This is a genomic window from Paenirhizobium cremeum, assembly GCF_022884085.1.
GTDB classification, from domain to species: domain Bacteria; phylum Pseudomonadota; class Alphaproteobacteria; order Rhizobiales; family Rhizobiaceae; genus Allorhizobium; species Allorhizobium cremeum.
This window is the reverse complement of the sequence record NZ_JAGGCS010000010.1, coordinates 94,035-108,000: the sequence shown is the minus strand read 5'-3', so window position 1 is coordinate 108,000 and position 13,966 is coordinate 94,035. Positions and strand designations below refer to the sequence as shown.

16 protein-coding genes are annotated in these 13,966 nt (G+C 64.5%); 14 read left to right on the top strand and 2 right to left on the bottom strand.

Annotation, left to right across the window (positions count from 1 at the left end; genetic code table 11):
• The first annotated feature begins 18 nt into the window (after window positions 1-18).
• From J5N58_RS18030 to J5N58_RS18020, 3 genes are all read left to right on the top strand, one after another.
• Entirely contained in the window at window positions 19-699 is a 681-nt protein-coding gene (locus J5N58_RS18030; RefSeq protein WP_244712056.1) for an energy-coupling factor ABC transporter ATP-binding protein, read from the top strand.
• A complete protein-coding gene (locus J5N58_RS18025; protein WP_244712054.1) occupies window positions 696-1,298 on the top strand; it encodes an energy-coupling factor transporter transmembrane component T family protein in 603 nt (200 codons plus the stop codon). Before J5N58_RS18030 ends, J5N58_RS18025 begins: the two co-directional genes overlap by 4 nt.
• 67 nt (window positions 1,299-1,365) lie before the next feature.
• Entirely contained in the window at window positions 1,366-1,929 is a 564-nt protein-coding gene (locus tag J5N58_RS18020) for a biotin transporter BioY (RefSeq protein ID WP_113443259.1), read from the top strand.
• A gap of 4 nt (window positions 1,930-1,933) precedes the next feature.
• Here J5N58_RS18020 and J5N58_RS18015 read toward each other — a convergent pair whose 3' ends face one another.
• The gene (locus tag J5N58_RS18015; protein ID WP_113466867.1) at window positions 1,934-2,611 is read right to left on the bottom strand and encodes a TetR/AcrR family transcriptional regulator C-terminal domain-containing protein; all 678 of its coding nucleotides are present in this window, start codon (window positions 2,609-2,611) and stop codon (window positions 1,934-1,936) included.
• 72 nt (window positions 2,612-2,683) lie between these two features.
• Between J5N58_RS18015 and J5N58_RS18010 the strand changes: the two genes are divergently transcribed.
• Both J5N58_RS18010 and J5N58_RS18005 read left to right on the top strand, forming a co-directional pair.
• Window positions 2,684-4,129: an FAD-dependent monooxygenase gene (locus tag J5N58_RS18010; RefSeq protein ID WP_244712052.1), complete on the top strand. Its 1,446-nt coding sequence runs from the start codon at window positions 2,684-2,686 to the stop codon at window positions 4,127-4,129.
• Window position 4,130: 1 nt separating this feature from the next.
• Window positions 4,131-4,553, top strand: coding sequence for a RidA family protein (locus J5N58_RS18005; RefSeq protein WP_244712050.1), 423 nt, complete (start codon window positions 4,131-4,133; stop codon window positions 4,551-4,553).
• A 20-nt stretch (window positions 4,554-4,573) separates the two neighbouring features.
• On the opposite strand, the gene J5N58_RS18000 is transcribed toward J5N58_RS18005, so the two are convergent.
• Window positions 4,574-5,011, bottom strand: a complete 438-nt coding sequence (locus J5N58_RS18000; protein WP_113443256.1) for a hypothetical protein — start codon at window positions 5,009-5,011, stop codon at window positions 4,574-4,576.
• Between the two features lie 364 nt (window positions 5,012-5,375).
• On the opposite strand from J5N58_RS18000, the gene pqqA reads away from it, so the two are divergent.
• From pqqA to J5N58_RS17955, 9 genes are all read left to right on the top strand, one after another.
• Window positions 5,376-5,471 (top strand): pyrroloquinoline quinone precursor peptide PqqA, encoded by a 96-nt coding sequence (gene pqqA / locus J5N58_RS17995; protein WP_099056987.1) that lies wholly within the window; start codon window positions 5,376-5,378, stop codon window positions 5,469-5,471.
• Between the two features lie 21 nt (window positions 5,472-5,492).
• On the top strand, window positions 5,493-6,431 hold the full coding sequence (pqqB, locus tag J5N58_RS17990) for a pyrroloquinoline quinone biosynthesis protein PqqB (protein WP_113443255.1): 939 nt from the start codon (window positions 5,493-5,495) through the stop codon (window positions 6,429-6,431).
• The gene (gene pqqC, locus J5N58_RS17985) at window positions 6,391-7,194 is read left to right on the top strand and encodes a pyrroloquinoline-quinone synthase PqqC (RefSeq protein WP_280520022.1); all 804 of its coding nucleotides are present in this window, start codon (window positions 6,391-6,393) and stop codon (window positions 7,192-7,194) included. Before pqqB ends, pqqC begins: the two co-directional genes overlap by 41 nt.
• Entirely contained in the window at window positions 7,191-7,505 is a 315-nt protein-coding gene (gene pqqD, locus J5N58_RS17980; protein ID WP_112829131.1) for a pyrroloquinoline quinone biosynthesis peptide chaperone PqqD, read from the top strand. The genes pqqC and pqqD overlap by 4 nt, the downstream gene beginning before the upstream one ends.
• Complete coding sequence (gene pqqE, locus J5N58_RS17975; RefSeq protein ID WP_244712047.1) at window positions 7,502-8,638, top strand: pyrroloquinoline quinone biosynthesis protein PqqE; 1,137 nt, start codon at window positions 7,502-7,504, stop codon at window positions 8,636-8,638. The genes pqqD and pqqE overlap by 4 nt, the downstream gene beginning before the upstream one ends.
• Window positions 8,639-8,856: 218 nt before the next feature.
• Window positions 8,857-10,152, top strand: coding sequence for a PQQ-dependent sugar dehydrogenase (locus tag J5N58_RS17970; protein ID WP_112829129.1), 1,296 nt, complete (start codon window positions 8,857-8,859; stop codon window positions 10,150-10,152).
• 151 nt (window positions 10,153-10,303) lie between these two features.
• Window positions 10,304-11,101 carry an SDR family oxidoreductase gene (locus tag J5N58_RS17965; protein WP_244712045.1) on the top strand — a complete coding sequence of 266 codons (798 nt, stop codon included), beginning with the start codon at window positions 10,304-10,306 and terminating at the stop codon, window positions 11,099-11,101.
• Between the two features lie 305 nt (window positions 11,102-11,406).
• Complete coding sequence (locus tag J5N58_RS17960) at window positions 11,407-12,549, top strand: AI-2E family transporter (protein WP_425314476.1); 1,143 nt, start codon at window positions 11,407-11,409, stop codon at window positions 12,547-12,549.
• Between the two features lie 125 nt (window positions 12,550-12,674).
• Window positions 12,675-13,964, top strand: a complete 1,290-nt coding sequence (locus tag J5N58_RS17955; RefSeq protein WP_112829126.1) for an NAD(P)/FAD-dependent oxidoreductase — start codon at window positions 12,675-12,677, stop codon at window positions 13,962-13,964.
• Window positions 13,965-13,966: the final 2 nt, after the last annotated feature.

Sequence of the window (13,966 nt, the reverse complement as noted above, 5' to 3'; positions counted from 1 at the left end):
GATATCGGGGGAAGCCGCTTGCAGATCACGTTCGACCGGGCCGAGGTGCGTTACGGCGCCTATGTGGCGCTTCAGCCGCTCGATCTTGTGCTTGGGGAACAGCGCATCGGTGTGATCGGCCTCAACGGTTCGGGAAAGACGACCTTCGCGCGGCTCATCAACGGGCTGGTGAAACCGTTCGCCGGCCGGGTGACGCTCGACGGGCTTGATACGGTGAAGGACGAGAAGGCGGTGCTTTCGAAGACCGGTTTCATCTTCCAGAACCCGGCCAACCAGATCATCCTGCCGATCATCCGCGACGACATCGCCTTCGGGCCGAAGAGCCGGGGCGCGAAGGGCGAGGCGCTGACCCTGGCGGTCGACGGTGTGCTGGCGCAACTCGGCATCGCCCATCTGGCGGACCGACGGCCGCATGAGCTTTCCGGCGGCGAGTTGCAGCTCGCGGCCCTTGCCGCCGTGATCGTCACCGGGCCTGAACTGGTGATCTTCGACGAGCCGACCAATCAGCTCGACCTCAAGAACCGCGCCATGGTGCAGGCGGCAATCGACGCGCTGCCACAACAGGCGATCGTCATCAGCCACGATCTCGACCTCGTTTCCGGCTATGGCCGGGTGCTGGTGTTTCATCGGGGGCAGCTTGCCTTCGATGGCGCGGCGCAGGCAGCAATTGCCCGCTACAGGGAGCTTGCGCTGTCATGAGGAGCCTCTATGTTGCCGGCAAGAGCCCGATGCACCGTCTGCCCGCAGCGCTAAAGATCGCCGGGCTGGCGCTTGCCGCTGTGCTCATATTCCTCACCCGCGATCCGCGCTTTCTGGTGCCGGCGCTCGTTTTATCGAGTGGGCTTTATTTCAGCCTCGGTCAACCGATCACCGCGGCGATCAGGCCGCTCCGGCCCGTGCTGGCGACGATCCTGCTGGTCGGCCTGTTCCACCTTCTGCTGACAAGCGCCGAAGAGGCCATGGTGACGACGCTTCGGCTTTCCACGCTGATGATGCTGGGTGCGGCGGTCACGGCCTCCACCACGGTCTCGGCCTTCATCGACACCATCACCCGCGCCACCTCGCCGCTGGAACGGCTGGGGCTGGTCAGGGCCGCCGATATCGGGCTTGCTGTCGGGCTGGTGGTCCGTTTCGTGCCGGAGATCCTGACGCGCTACGAGGCGATCCGCGAGGCGCACCGGGCGCGGGGCATCCGGCCGAAAGTCACCACGATCCTCGGGCCGCTCATCATTTCGACGCTGAAGGATGCCGACAACATCGCGGCCGCCATTGACGCGCGCGGCATTCGCGGCCAATGAGCAAGGGCTGGGGGAAATTCGCAAGCGCCGCCGCCATTGCAGGCGGGCATGCACCAAGGGAGACACCATGAACACCCGTGACCTCGTCCTCGTTTCGCTGTTTGCCGCGATCATCGTGGCACTCGGCCTCATCCCGCCGATCACGCTCGGCTTCATTCCCGTGCCGATCACGCTGCAATCGCTCGGCGTCATGCTAGCGGGCGTCATTCTCGGGGCGAAGCGCGGGGCGCTGGCGCCGCTGCTCGTCATCCTCTTGGTCGCCATCGGCCTGCCGGTGCTCTCGGGTGGTCGCGGCGGTCTTGCCGTCTTCGCCGGCCCGACGGTCGGCTTCCTGATCGGCTGGGTTCCCGCCGCCTATGTCACCGGCCTGATCGCCGAGCGCTTCGCGCGGCCGGCCATGGCGGCGCTGCCGCAGACGCTCGGCTTCTTCGCGGCGGCCGCGATCGGCGGTGTCGTGGTGCTCTATCTCTTCGGCATCGGCTATCTCGCCTTCGGCGCGGGCCTCGGATTTCAGAAGGCCTTCCTCGGCTCGATGGCCTTCATTCCGGGCGATCTGCTGAAGGCAGCCGTCGCCGGCCTCGCCGGCCGCGCCGTGATGGTCGGCTATCCGCTTTTGCCGCAGCGGGCCTGAGCCGTCAGCCCTTCCTGAGCGCGGTGCCGCCCTTACCGGTGGCATCGCTTTCTTTCGCCGCCCTGTGCCGGGCGGCGACATGCCTGAAGCCTTCAATCTGCATCTGCAGGCCGAAACCGAAGCGCTCGTCGCTGCTTTCGCCGGTGATTTCCGCCATCGCGGAGACGGCGAGAGGATAGGCTTCCAGCAATTCCGGCGGATGGGCCGCCGCCTGCTGCTTGCCCTGCTTCTCCGCGAAGGCCTGCTCCTCTATCGCAAAGCCGAGCACGTAATAGAGCAGCGTGAACGTGCCCCAGGCGGCCAGGCGCTCGTCGCCGCCCGCCTCCTTCAGACATTCCATCACCTGAGACCCGACCCGCAGCACGTTGCCGGAGACGGGAAACGTGCCGGCGAAGACGCGCGCGGCATCGCGACGAGACAGCAGCGCACGGCGCAGCTCGTTTGCGATTGCCACGAGACGCACGTCCCACGCTTCGCCCGCCCGCATTTCCACCGCCACCGGCACCAGCAACGCTTCGGCCATTCCGTCGAGAAGGGCATCCTTGTTGGCAAAATGCCAATAGAGCGACGGCGCCTGGATCTTCAGCGTTTCCGCGAGCTTGCGCATCGTCAGCCCCTCCAAACCGCTCTCATCGAGCAGGCCCAGCGCAGTGGCGATCACCTCTTCCTTCACGACAGCCATGATTTTCTCCTTTCTCACTTGACTCCCTAACATCGTTAGATCAACCTAACAACGTTAGATTGGAGATATGCCATGCAGAATTTTCACGAAGTCATTATTGTCGGCGCCGGGCCAGTCGGGCTCTGGCTTGCCTGCGAACTCAGGCTTGCGGGCGTCGATGTCCTGGTCCTCGAGCGGCGAACGGAGCGCAGCCCGCAATCCCGCGCGCTGACCATTCACGGACGCAGCATCGAGCTTTTCGCTCTTCGGGGCCTGGAAAAGCATTTCCTCGACTCCGGCCGGCCGATCCCGAGCGGGCATTTCGGCGTGCTCGACACCCGCCTCGACTTTTCCACCTTCGACAGCCGCTTCCCCTTCACGCTCTACCTGCCGCAGTCGGATACGGAGGCAAAGCTTGAGGAACGCGCCATCGAACTCGGCGCCAGAGTGGTGCGCGGCGAGCGCGTTACGGAGATCGAAGAGCAGGATGGGCAGGTACTCGTTTCGACGGAGGGGGCGGTCCATGCCTGCGCCTATCTGGTCGGCGCGGATGGCGCGAGAAGCATCGTGCGGGAAAGCGCTGGCATCCCGTTTTCCGGCGCGCCCGCCCGTCACACGATGATGCTTGCCGATGTCGTGCTGGCGGCTCCGCCGGCACGGTCGGTCCTGTCGACCGTCAACGAAAACGGATGCGCCATGGTGGCGCCGCTTGGAGACGGACAGCATCACCGCATCGTTCTGGTCGATCCCCTGCGCAGCCATGTGGTCCGCACCGAGCCGGTGACGCTTGAGGAAGTGACGCAATCCGCCCGACGCATTCTCGGCAGTGATTTCGGGGCGCGCGATCCGATCTGGATGTCGCGCTTCGCGGACGAGACGCGCCTTGCCGACAGCTACCGGCGCGGCCGCATCCTGCTTGCCGGCGATGCCGCGCATATTCACGCGCCGGCAGGTGGTCAGGGCATGAATGTCGGACTTCAGGACGCCATGAACCTTGGCTGGAAGCTGGCCATGGTGGTGCGCGGTCAGGCTCCCGCATCGCTGCTGGACAGCTATGGCGAGGAACGCCGCCCGGTGGGTGAAGGCCTGTACAAGAATACGCTTGCCCAGGTCGCCCTGATGACCGAATTCAACCCGGCAACACTGGCGCTGAGAGATGCCCTGAACGGGCTGCTGCAAATCCCGGCGGTCAATCACCGGCTGGCGGCGGAGCTTTCCGGCTTCGGCGTTCGCTACGGTCGAACGGATACCGACCTCATCAGTGCCGACCATCCGAAGGCAGGCACATCGGTTGGCGATGTCGAACTCGTGCTCGACGACGGCTCGGAGACCACGCTCTATCGCCTGATGCAGGATGGCCGGTGGCTCGATCTTTCCCTTCAGCCAGGCATTCGCGCAGCACGTCCGGGTTGGCTGCGGGAGGAGAATGTCACGACTATCTCCGCGAAGATGAAGAGCGTCCCGCCCGCCGATCTCCCCATGGGCCAGCCGGTGGCAATGACGATCAGGCCCGACGGGTACCTCTATGCGGCAGCGTGAGATGATGTCGATCGAAAGGCTCGACCCGCCGAGCCTCACGCAATCCTTCGTCGGTCACATCGCCCAGATCGCCATTGCACCGCCCGCGTCAAGGCTTGCAGCGATTTCCGGACAGGTGGCGCTCGATCAGAATGGAAACCTCGTCGCGCCCGGCGACCATGCCGGGCAGGCGCGCCAGTGCTTCGCCAATATCCGGCACGCGCTTGCAGCAATCGGCGCCGGACCGGAGCAGATCCTGCAGATGCGCATCCATGTCGTGGGCCACCAGCCGGAGCTGATCGCCCCCATATTCGAGGTGGGACGGGAGGCGTTCGCCGAGCGCTGGCCGGTCACCGCCAGCACATGGGTCGGGGTCGAAACCCTCGCCATGCCCGAATGGCTGGTGGAGATCGAGGCGCTGGCTATGGTTCCGTCCTCGCCGTGATTACCCCGGCTTCCGCTGCCTCAATCCCGCCGCTGCATCCACCATGCGGCGGCGGCAAGCCCTATCGCCCCGAGCCACGGCGCGAGCGAGACGGCGAGCGCCACGACATAGGTTTCGTAGGAGCGGCCGGCGAGCAACCATTGCAGCATGAGGCCGGCAAGCCATCCGCCGACCGCGGCTGCGGCCAACCATGCGATACCGGCCTTCGTTCCCGGCGCGGCTCTCGTCTCAGGATTGCGTCTGCCGGAAACGATCCAGTACCAGATGCCCGCCACCAGAGCGCCGACCACCGCCGCCACGGGGCAGATGAAGAACAGCAGTCCCATGGCGTTGGCGCCCTCAAGCTGCGAAACCTCGAAGACATCGAAGGCCGCAAGTCCCACACCGAGTGCTGCCAGATAGCCGCCGACCAGACCGGCGAGCATGACAAGCAGCGTTTTCAAAAGTCTCGTCCCCATCGAAAGCCTCCCTCCCCGAAAGCCATGGCATTTACATCGGAAGGCATAGGGGCACTCCGCATCAAAACCCCTCCCGCCTGCCGGGCACCCTCCCCACAAGGGGGAGGATTAGGAATGCCGCACCGTCTCGCCTTCCACATTCGATGGCGCTGCGCCCAAAAGCTGGCTGCAACAGGTTTGCAGCCTGCACCGGTTCTTCACCAAAACCGATACGTTTCTCCGTATTGCCGCCCACCGCTTCCGCTTCCTAGGATCGACCTTGCTTGGAGGAGTGTCCAGTCCGCGTTTCCCGCCCACGGGAGGCGGCATCCACACAAGGTGGAGGACAGCAAGCAGAGACCCACCAACTTCGGGAGGAACTGCCATGAAATGGACTGCGCCGAAATTCATCGAAGTCAGTTGCGGCATGGAAATCAACCGCTACGCCCCGGCGGACGGTGACGAACCCGTCCTGTTCTGATCGCGCGACGGGCACGGGGCGATGAGCAAGCTTCGTTTCCTCGTGCTCGGCGCGGCCGCCGGCGGCGGGTTGCCGCAATGGAATTGCGGCTGTCCCAACTGCATGGCGGCGCGCGATCCGGTCTCGGGCATGACGCCGCAGAGCCAATCGTCGCTGGCGGTCAGCGCCGATGGCGAAAACTGGGCGATTTTCAACGCCTCGCCGGACATCCGGGCACAGATCGAGAAAAACGCCTGCCTGCATCCGCGCGGCCTGCGCGGCAGCCCGATCCGTAGCGTCATCGTCACCAATGGCGATATCGACCATGTCACCGGCCTCCTGACGCTTCGGGAAAAGCAGCCGTTCACGCTGTTTGCCACAGCGACGCTGATGGAAACGCTGCGGCAAAACCCGGTTTTCGAGGTTCTGGACCCTGCCCTCGTGGAGCGGAAGACCATCGGGCTCGACACCGTCTTTTCTCCCCTTCCGGGGATGCGGATACGGCTGTTTCCGGTCCCCGGCAAGGCTCCGCTCTATCTCGAATCAGAAGGCCTCAGGCTCGGGCAGGAGAGCGAGGACACGGTTGGGGTGGAGTTCCTGATCGGCGAACGGCGGGCCTTTTACATTCCCGGCTGCGGGGCGATGACGCCGGCGCTTGGCGCCCGCCTCATGGGAGCCGACCTCGTCTTCTTCGACGGCACCGTCTTTAGCGACGACGAGATGATTTCAGCCGGCGTCGGCCACAAGACCGGGCGGCGCATGGGACACATGCCGATCAGCGGTCCCGGCGGCAGCCTTGCAGCCCTTTCCACACTTTCGATCGCGCGGAAAATCTACGTGCACATCAACAATACCAACCCGATCTGGCAGGCCGGACCGGAGCGGCGGCAGGTCGAAGCCGCAGGCTTCGAGATCGGCCAAGACGGCATGGAGGTGAGCCTTGCAGACATCCACATCCCCGCAGATATCGACGTCGCCTGAAAAAGCCGCCTTCGAGGCGCGTCTCAGGGCCATCGGCACGGCGCGCTATCACGACAAGCACCCCTTTCACCAGATGCTGCATGGCGGCGCGTGTTCGATGACGCAAGTGCGCGCCTGGGTCATCAACCGCTATTACTACCAGAGCCGCATCCCGATGAAGGACGCGGCACTCCTCTCGCGCTGCGAAAATCCCCGGCTCCGGCGTATCTGGCGCAGCCGCATCGAGGATCATGACGGAGGCTTGGCGGAGGGCGGCGGCATCCGGCGGTGGCTGAGGCTGGCGGAAGCCGTGGGTCTCGATCCCGACTATGTCGCCTCTGCCCGCGGCGTTCTGCCGGGCATACGATTCGCCGTCGATGCCTATGTGCATTTCGTCCGGGAAAAGACGTTGCTGGAGGCCGTTGCCTCGTCGCTCACCGAACTTTTCGCCCCCGCGATCCACGAGAACCGCATCGCCGGACTGCTGAAACACTATGCCTTTGCCGGGGATGCCGCCCTCTCCTACTTCCGCCAGCGGCTGAACGAGGCGCCGCAGGACGTCGCCTTCGGGCTTGCCTATGTGCTCGACCACGCCGACAGCCTGGAGAAGCAGGACGCAGCAGCGGCGGCGCTGACCTTCAAGACCGATGTGCTCTGGTCGCAACTCGACACACTGCATTCGGCTTACGTCGCGCCGGCGCGCATTCCGCCCGGCGGCTGGGACGGGCGCGAGGGCGTGACCGGCGAAGTCGACGACCGGCCCTTGCAGGGGGCGGCTGAATGAACGGAACCGACGCCCCCAGCGCTCCGGCCGTCACCGTCGATGGCGCCACCGTCGCGAAGCTCGCGCGCGGCGTGAAGCTGCGGGAAGATCCCGTTCGCGGTCAGACCGTGCTGCTTGCCCCCGAACGGGCGCTAGCCCTGGACGAGATCGCGGTTTCCATCGTCAGGGCGCTCGACGGCAAGCGCAGCCTCGAGGACATCGCCGGGGATTTTTCCCGGCAGTTCGATGCGCCGAAAGAGGCCGTGCTCGCCGATATCATCGCTTTCATCCGGGAGTTTTCCAACCGGCGGCTGCTGGAGCTTGCGTCATGAACGAGCACTCAAGTCCAGCCCGCTTCGTTGCGCAAAGGCCCGCACCGCCAATCGCCATGCTGGCGGAACTGACCCATCGCTGTCCGCTCGCCTGTCCCTACTGCTCCAACCCGCTCGAACTCACTCGCGCCACGGAGGAGCTTTCGACCGCCGAGTGGATCGAGGTCTTCCGGCAGGCCGCCGATCTCGGTGTGCTGCACCTGCATCTTTCCGGCGGAGAGCCCGCCTCGCGCCGCGACCTCGTCGATCTCACGCGTGCGGCAGCGGGCTTCGGCCTCTACACCAATCTCATCACCTCAGGCATCGGGCTGACCGAAGCGCGCATTACAGAACTTGCCGATGCCGGTCTCGACCATTTGCAGCTCTCGCTGCAGGGCGCGACGCCGGAGAAGGCCGATATCGTCGGCGGCTACGCGGGCGGCTATGCGCGCAAGATTGCGGTCGCCGGCTGGACGCGAAGCGTGGGCATTCCGCTCACCGTCAATGCCGTCTGCCACAAGCAGAACATGCACGAACTCGACGCCATGGTGGCGCTTGCCATCGAACTCGGCGCGCGCCGCATCGAAATCGCCACCGTGCAGTTCCACGGCTGGGCCGAACGCAACCGGCAGGCCCTGATGCCGACCCGCGCACAGGTGGAAACCGCAGACGCCTTCGTGGCGGAAGCCCGCCGCCGGCATGAAGGCGTGCTGGTGATCGACTACGTACCGGCCGACCATCATTCCAGTTATCCGAAGGCCTGCATGGGCGGCTGGGGATCGAGCGGGCTGAACGTCACGCCGTCGGGCCGGGTTCTCCCCTGCCATGCGGCGGAAACCATCAAGGGGCTCGCCTTCGACAATGTACGGGAGCGTGGACTTGCCGATATCTGGTACGAAGGGGCCGCCTTCAACGCCTTTCGCGGCGACGACTGGATGCGGGAGCCCTGCCGAAGCTGCGCCCGCAAACACATCGACCACGGCGGCTGCCGCTGCCAGGCGATGGCGCTTGCCGGCGATGCGCGCGCAACCGACCCAGTCTGCATGCATTCCCCGCTTCACGCAGCCCTTGCGGCGGCAGCCGAGGAGGATGGCCTCGCAGAACCTCCGGCCTTCGTCTATCGGGGACGGCAGCCATCCATCCAGCCCGTATAGTAACCGACATCCGGAGCTTGCCGACCAACTGCGTTGAAATGGGCGATCGTCAGTTCCGATACGGGAGAGCTTTGTCTGAAGCGCGGGGCGATCTTTCAGATTCGCTTCCCGCCTTTAGCCCATTGTCATGTCGCATGTTGTTATCGCAAAACCGCTGCATACTTTCACGCAACATGCTTTAAGGTGCGTCGAGAAAATCAGACGGGGGAGATCAAGACATGTCGGCAATTTTCGCGCGCATCGTCGCCATGATCGGCGCGGCGATGATCCTGATGCGGCGCTTCGGCCAGGGCCCGGAGAAACCGGCCATCGGCGGCGCGCCGATCATTCCCGAGGCGAAGGCGCAGCGCATCCCGACGCTGAAGATGCCGACTGCGCGCGGCTGGACCGACGGCCACACGCCGACGGCAGCCCCCGGCCTGAAGGTCAATGCCTTCGCCAAGGGACTGAAGCATCCGCGCTGGCTCCACGTGCTGCCGAACGGCGACGTACTGACGGCGGAGGCGCTCGGCGTCGATGGCGGCAGGATCAGGACGCCCTTCGATTACGCCATGTATTCGACGATGAAGCGCGCGGCCGCCGTCGGCAAAAGCCCCAACCGCATCACGCTGCTGCGCGATGCAGACGGCGACGGCGTGGCCGAGGAACGCCACACCTTCATGGAGGGTCTCAACCATCCCTTCGGCATGGCGATGCTGCATGGCACCTTCTATGTCGGCAATACCGACGGCGTGGTCGCCTATCCCTATAGCGAGGGAACGACCCATATCGCCGCGCAGGGCCGCCGGCTCGCCGATTTCAAGCCGGCAGGGCACTGGACCCGCAGCATTCTTGCAAGCCAGGACGGCAAGAAGCTCTATGTCGGCGTCGGCTCGCTCAGCAATATCGCGGAAAACGGCTTCGAGGCCGAGGAAGGCCGCGCCTGCATCTACGAACTGGATCTGGAGACCGGACGGAACAGGATTTTCGCCGGCGGGCTTCGCAATCCGGTCGGTCTCGCCTTCGAGCCGACCACCGGCGATCTCTGGACCGTGGTCAACGAACGCGACGGTCTGGGCGACGAGACGCCTCCCGACTACCTGACCTCGGTGAAGGACGGCGGTTTCTATGGCTGGCCCTATTGCTACTGGGGCCAGACCGTCGACGACCGCGTGCTGCAGAATCCGGGGCTGGTCGCCAGCGCCATCCGGCCGGACTATGCGCTGGGCGGACACACAGCCTCGCTCGGTCTCTGCTGGCTGCCGGCAGGCACCCTGCCCGGCTTCCCCGACGGCATGGTGATCGGCCAGCACGGCTCTTGGAACCGGTCGACGCTCGCCGGCTACAAGGTGATCTTCGTGCCCTTCGAAAACGGCAAGCCCTCCGGCCCACCACGGGACATCCTCACCGACTTCCTGGCGCCCGACGAGAAATATTCCTATGGCCGCCCGGTCGGTGTCACCATCGGCCCGGACGGCTCGCTGCTGGTGGCTGACGATGTGGGCGACGTGATCTGGCGGGTCACCGGGGCCTGAGGCGACGGGCCGACACTCACCGACCGAGAGCCGGCATGATCTGCATACTTATTCCGACGAGTGCGGGGGCTCACCCGAACGCCTGATTATCCGACCCACCGGTGAGTGCTAATGTTGTCCGATCCTCAAGGCTCAAGCGACGGAGGCACGGATGCCGGCGGTTACAGGGAAGGTGATACTGGTGACCGGCGCGAGCGGCGGGATCGGAACGGCGGTTTCCCGCCATCTGGCGGAACTCGGTTACGGTCTTGTGCTCACCGCAAGGAACACTGAAAAGCTGGATGCGCTGGCCGCCGGACTGGCCGGCTACGAGCGCGGACTTCACCAGACTATCGCGGTCGACATGACCGACATCGCCTCCATCGCCGCCCTCGCCGACGAGATGGCCCGGCGGAGCATCACGCTCGACGGCGTCGTTTTGATGCCGCCGCAGGCCCACAGCACCAACGATCCGATGCCGGCAAGCTCCGCCTGGACGGAGCTTTTCCAGAACTGCTTCATCGGACCGCTGGAACTGCTGAAGGCGGCCATCGCCAGGATGTCCCCCGAGCCTGCAAATGGACGGCGGGCAAAGATCGTCCTCATTTCCGGTATCAGTTCCGCCCAGGTTCTCGGGCATTACGCCACCTCCAACGTCCTGCGCTGCGCTTGGCTCGGCGAAGCCAAGACGCTCGCCTTCGCGCTCGGAGGCCGCGGCATCCACGTCAACACGCTCTCGCTCGGGGGAACGCTGTCGCCATGGTACAAGGCGGGGCTGGAGAAGCGCGCCGAGGCCGCCGGCGTGACGCTTGCGGAACGGCTGGCGGAGGAAACCTCGAATATTCCGCTCGGCAAATACGGCGAGCCCGCCGAAGTGGCCGTGGCGGTCGCGGGCCTGCTTTCCTCCTTCTCGGATCACATGACCGGCGTAAACATCATGCATGACGGCGGCTTTACCCGAGCCTATTGAGGGACGGGGCCCGGGGATCGCCATCATGTCGGCACTGGACCGACGAACGTCAAAAATGCCATAAATCGCCCCATCATTTTGGAATAGTGCAGGAATTCCCGCCCGGCCGGCGCCGGGATCAACCAGGACGGCGCTTCACACGTCATGAATAACGGTCCGAGATCGCCCCTTCGCAAGCGTTTTTTCCTGCCTTCATCGGGCCGACGTCAAAGACAGCGGACCCGCTTTCCCGCGGGGCTTTCCGCTGGCGGAACACTCCTGCCGTTTTCGCGTTGTCAGGCAGCATCACTCGGGGGCTTTCAATCATGAACGAGGGGCCGAACGGAACCGGCAGAAGCCACGAGGCGATGGGGGCAAGGACATCCCATGCCGGAGCGGCAAGGCGGCGGCCGGTGCGCCGGGTGCGGGTGCGCAAGACGGCCCTCGATCTGGCGCTGATCTGGTCCGTCATCGGCATCTTCGTGATCCTTGCGGTCACCGCGATCCATCTCGCCGCGAGCGTGCTTATCCCGATCACCCTTGCGGTGGTGGTCGGCCTGATCCTCGGGCTTGCGGCGGACCGGCTGGGAGCGCTCGGCGTCCCGCCGATGCTGTCGGCGCTCATTCTGACGACAGGGTTTGCGGCGCTGATCTTCTTCATCGCCAACACGCTGATCGGCCCGCTCGGCGAACTCGCCGCAAACGCGCCGGCCATGGTCGAGCAGGCGATCGAGCGGATACTGCCCTATCTCCAGCGCATAAAGTGGCTGCATATCAACAGCGCCAGCTTCCGTTCCGGATCGATGTCCATGGAAGCGCTGATCGAAAACAGCAGCACCGTTTTATCGACCGTCGCCACCAGGGTGACGCCGGCCATCGTGCAGACGCTGATCTTCTTTGCGGCGCTGGTGCTTTTTCTCGGCAGCAGGCATGCCATCCGCAAGACCCTCATCATCGCCTTCCGCGACCGCGCGCGGCGGCTTGCAGCCATCCGTACCTTCAACGCCATCGAGCAGGCGCTCGGCTTCTATTTCGCCACCGCCTCGCTGCTCTATGCCGTCGTCGGCGTCTCCATGACGATCATCGCCTGGGCGGGTGGCCTCGACATGCCCGTGCTCTGGGGCTTCTTCGCCTTCCTGTCGAGCTTCGTGCCCTTTCTCGGCGTCACCGCGATGACGATGGCGCTCGCAATCGCCGGGGTCATCGCCCATGACAGCCTCGTCGTCGGGCTCGCCCCTGCAACTGCCTTCTTTGCCGTTCACATGGTCATGGAGAACCTGGTGACGCCAGCGGTCATGGGGCGCCGGCTGGAGATAAACTCCTTCGCCGTCTTTGTCGCCATCATCTTCTGGACCTGGCTGTGGGGCGCGATCGGAGCCATGCTCGCCGTGCCGCTTTCGCTCATCGCCATCACCGTCGCCAGCGAGCTTCTGCCGCAGAACCGGATCCAGCCGAACCTTCCGGACTGAGCAACCGCCCGAAATCTGCTCCCACACCCGCGAACTTTTTTGCGAAAATTGATAAATCGCAAATAATATCTTCAAATATTCATATATATGATTTTTTGAACATCAAGCAAACGGGAGGTTGCTTCATGGCGCATGTCGTCATTCTGGGTGCCGGGCTGGGCGGCACCATCATGGCTTATGAACTGAGGGAGGCCCTGTCACGCAGCGACAGGATTTCGATCATCAACAAAGGATCGAAATATTCCTTCGTTCCGTCCAATCCATGGGTCGCTGTCGGCTGGCGCGACCGCGACAGCATCGAGGTCGATCTCGAGCCCGCCTGCCGCAAGCGCGACATCACGCTCTATCCGCAGGGCGCCAGACGCCTGCACGCGGCGGAAAACCGCATCGAACTTTCCGATGGCGCCTTCGTCGATTACGACTATCTGGTGATCGCTACCGGTCCGGAACTTGCTTTCGACGAGATCCCCGGCTTCGGCCCTGCCGCCAACAGTCATTCGGTCTGCCATATCGACCACGCGCTCGACGCCAAGGCAGCATTCGAGAAGCTGCTCAGGAAACCCGGCCCGGTGGTGATCGGCGCGGTCCAGGGCGCTTCATGCTTCGGCCCGGCCTACGAATTCGCCTTCATTCTGGAAAAAGCGCTGCGCGATGCGAAGGTCCGCGACCGCGTACCGATGACCTTCGTCACGTCCGAGCCCTATATCGGCCATCTGGGCCTCGACGGCGTCGGCGACACCAAGGGCCTGCTCGAAAGCGCGCTGCGCTCCAAGCACATCAAGTGGATCACCAATGCCCGGGTGAAGGAAGTCGGCTCCGACAAGGTGACCGTCGAGGAGATGAATGACGACGGCTCCGTCAAGGTGGCGCATGACGTTGCCTCCGCCTACACCATGATGCTGCCGGCATTCCGCGGCGTCGAGGCCGTGCGCGACATCGAGGGACTGACCAATCCGCGCGGCTTCATCCTCGTCGACAAACACCAGCAGAACGGCCGGTATCCGAACATCTTCGCAATCGGCGTCTGCGTGGCGATCGCCCCCACCGGCAAGACGCCGGTTCCGGTCGGCGTGCCGAAAACCGGCTTCATGATCGAGAGCATGGTGACGGCGACGGCCAAGAACATCTCGGCGCTGGTACGCGGCGAAGAGCCGAAGGCCCAGGGTACATGGAACGCCGTCTGCCTGGCCGATTTCGGCGATGGCGGCATTGCTTTCGTGGCGCAGCCACAGATCCCGCCGCGCAACGTCAACTGGTCTTCGCAAGGGAAATGGGTGCATGCCGCCAAGGTGGGCTTCGAGAAGTATTTCCTGCACAAGATCAGGAGCGGACAGGCCGAACCCTTCTATGAAAAGCTGACGCTGCAGGTGCTCGGCATCGATAAGCTGAAAGCCGTCACATTCGACGAGGACTGATC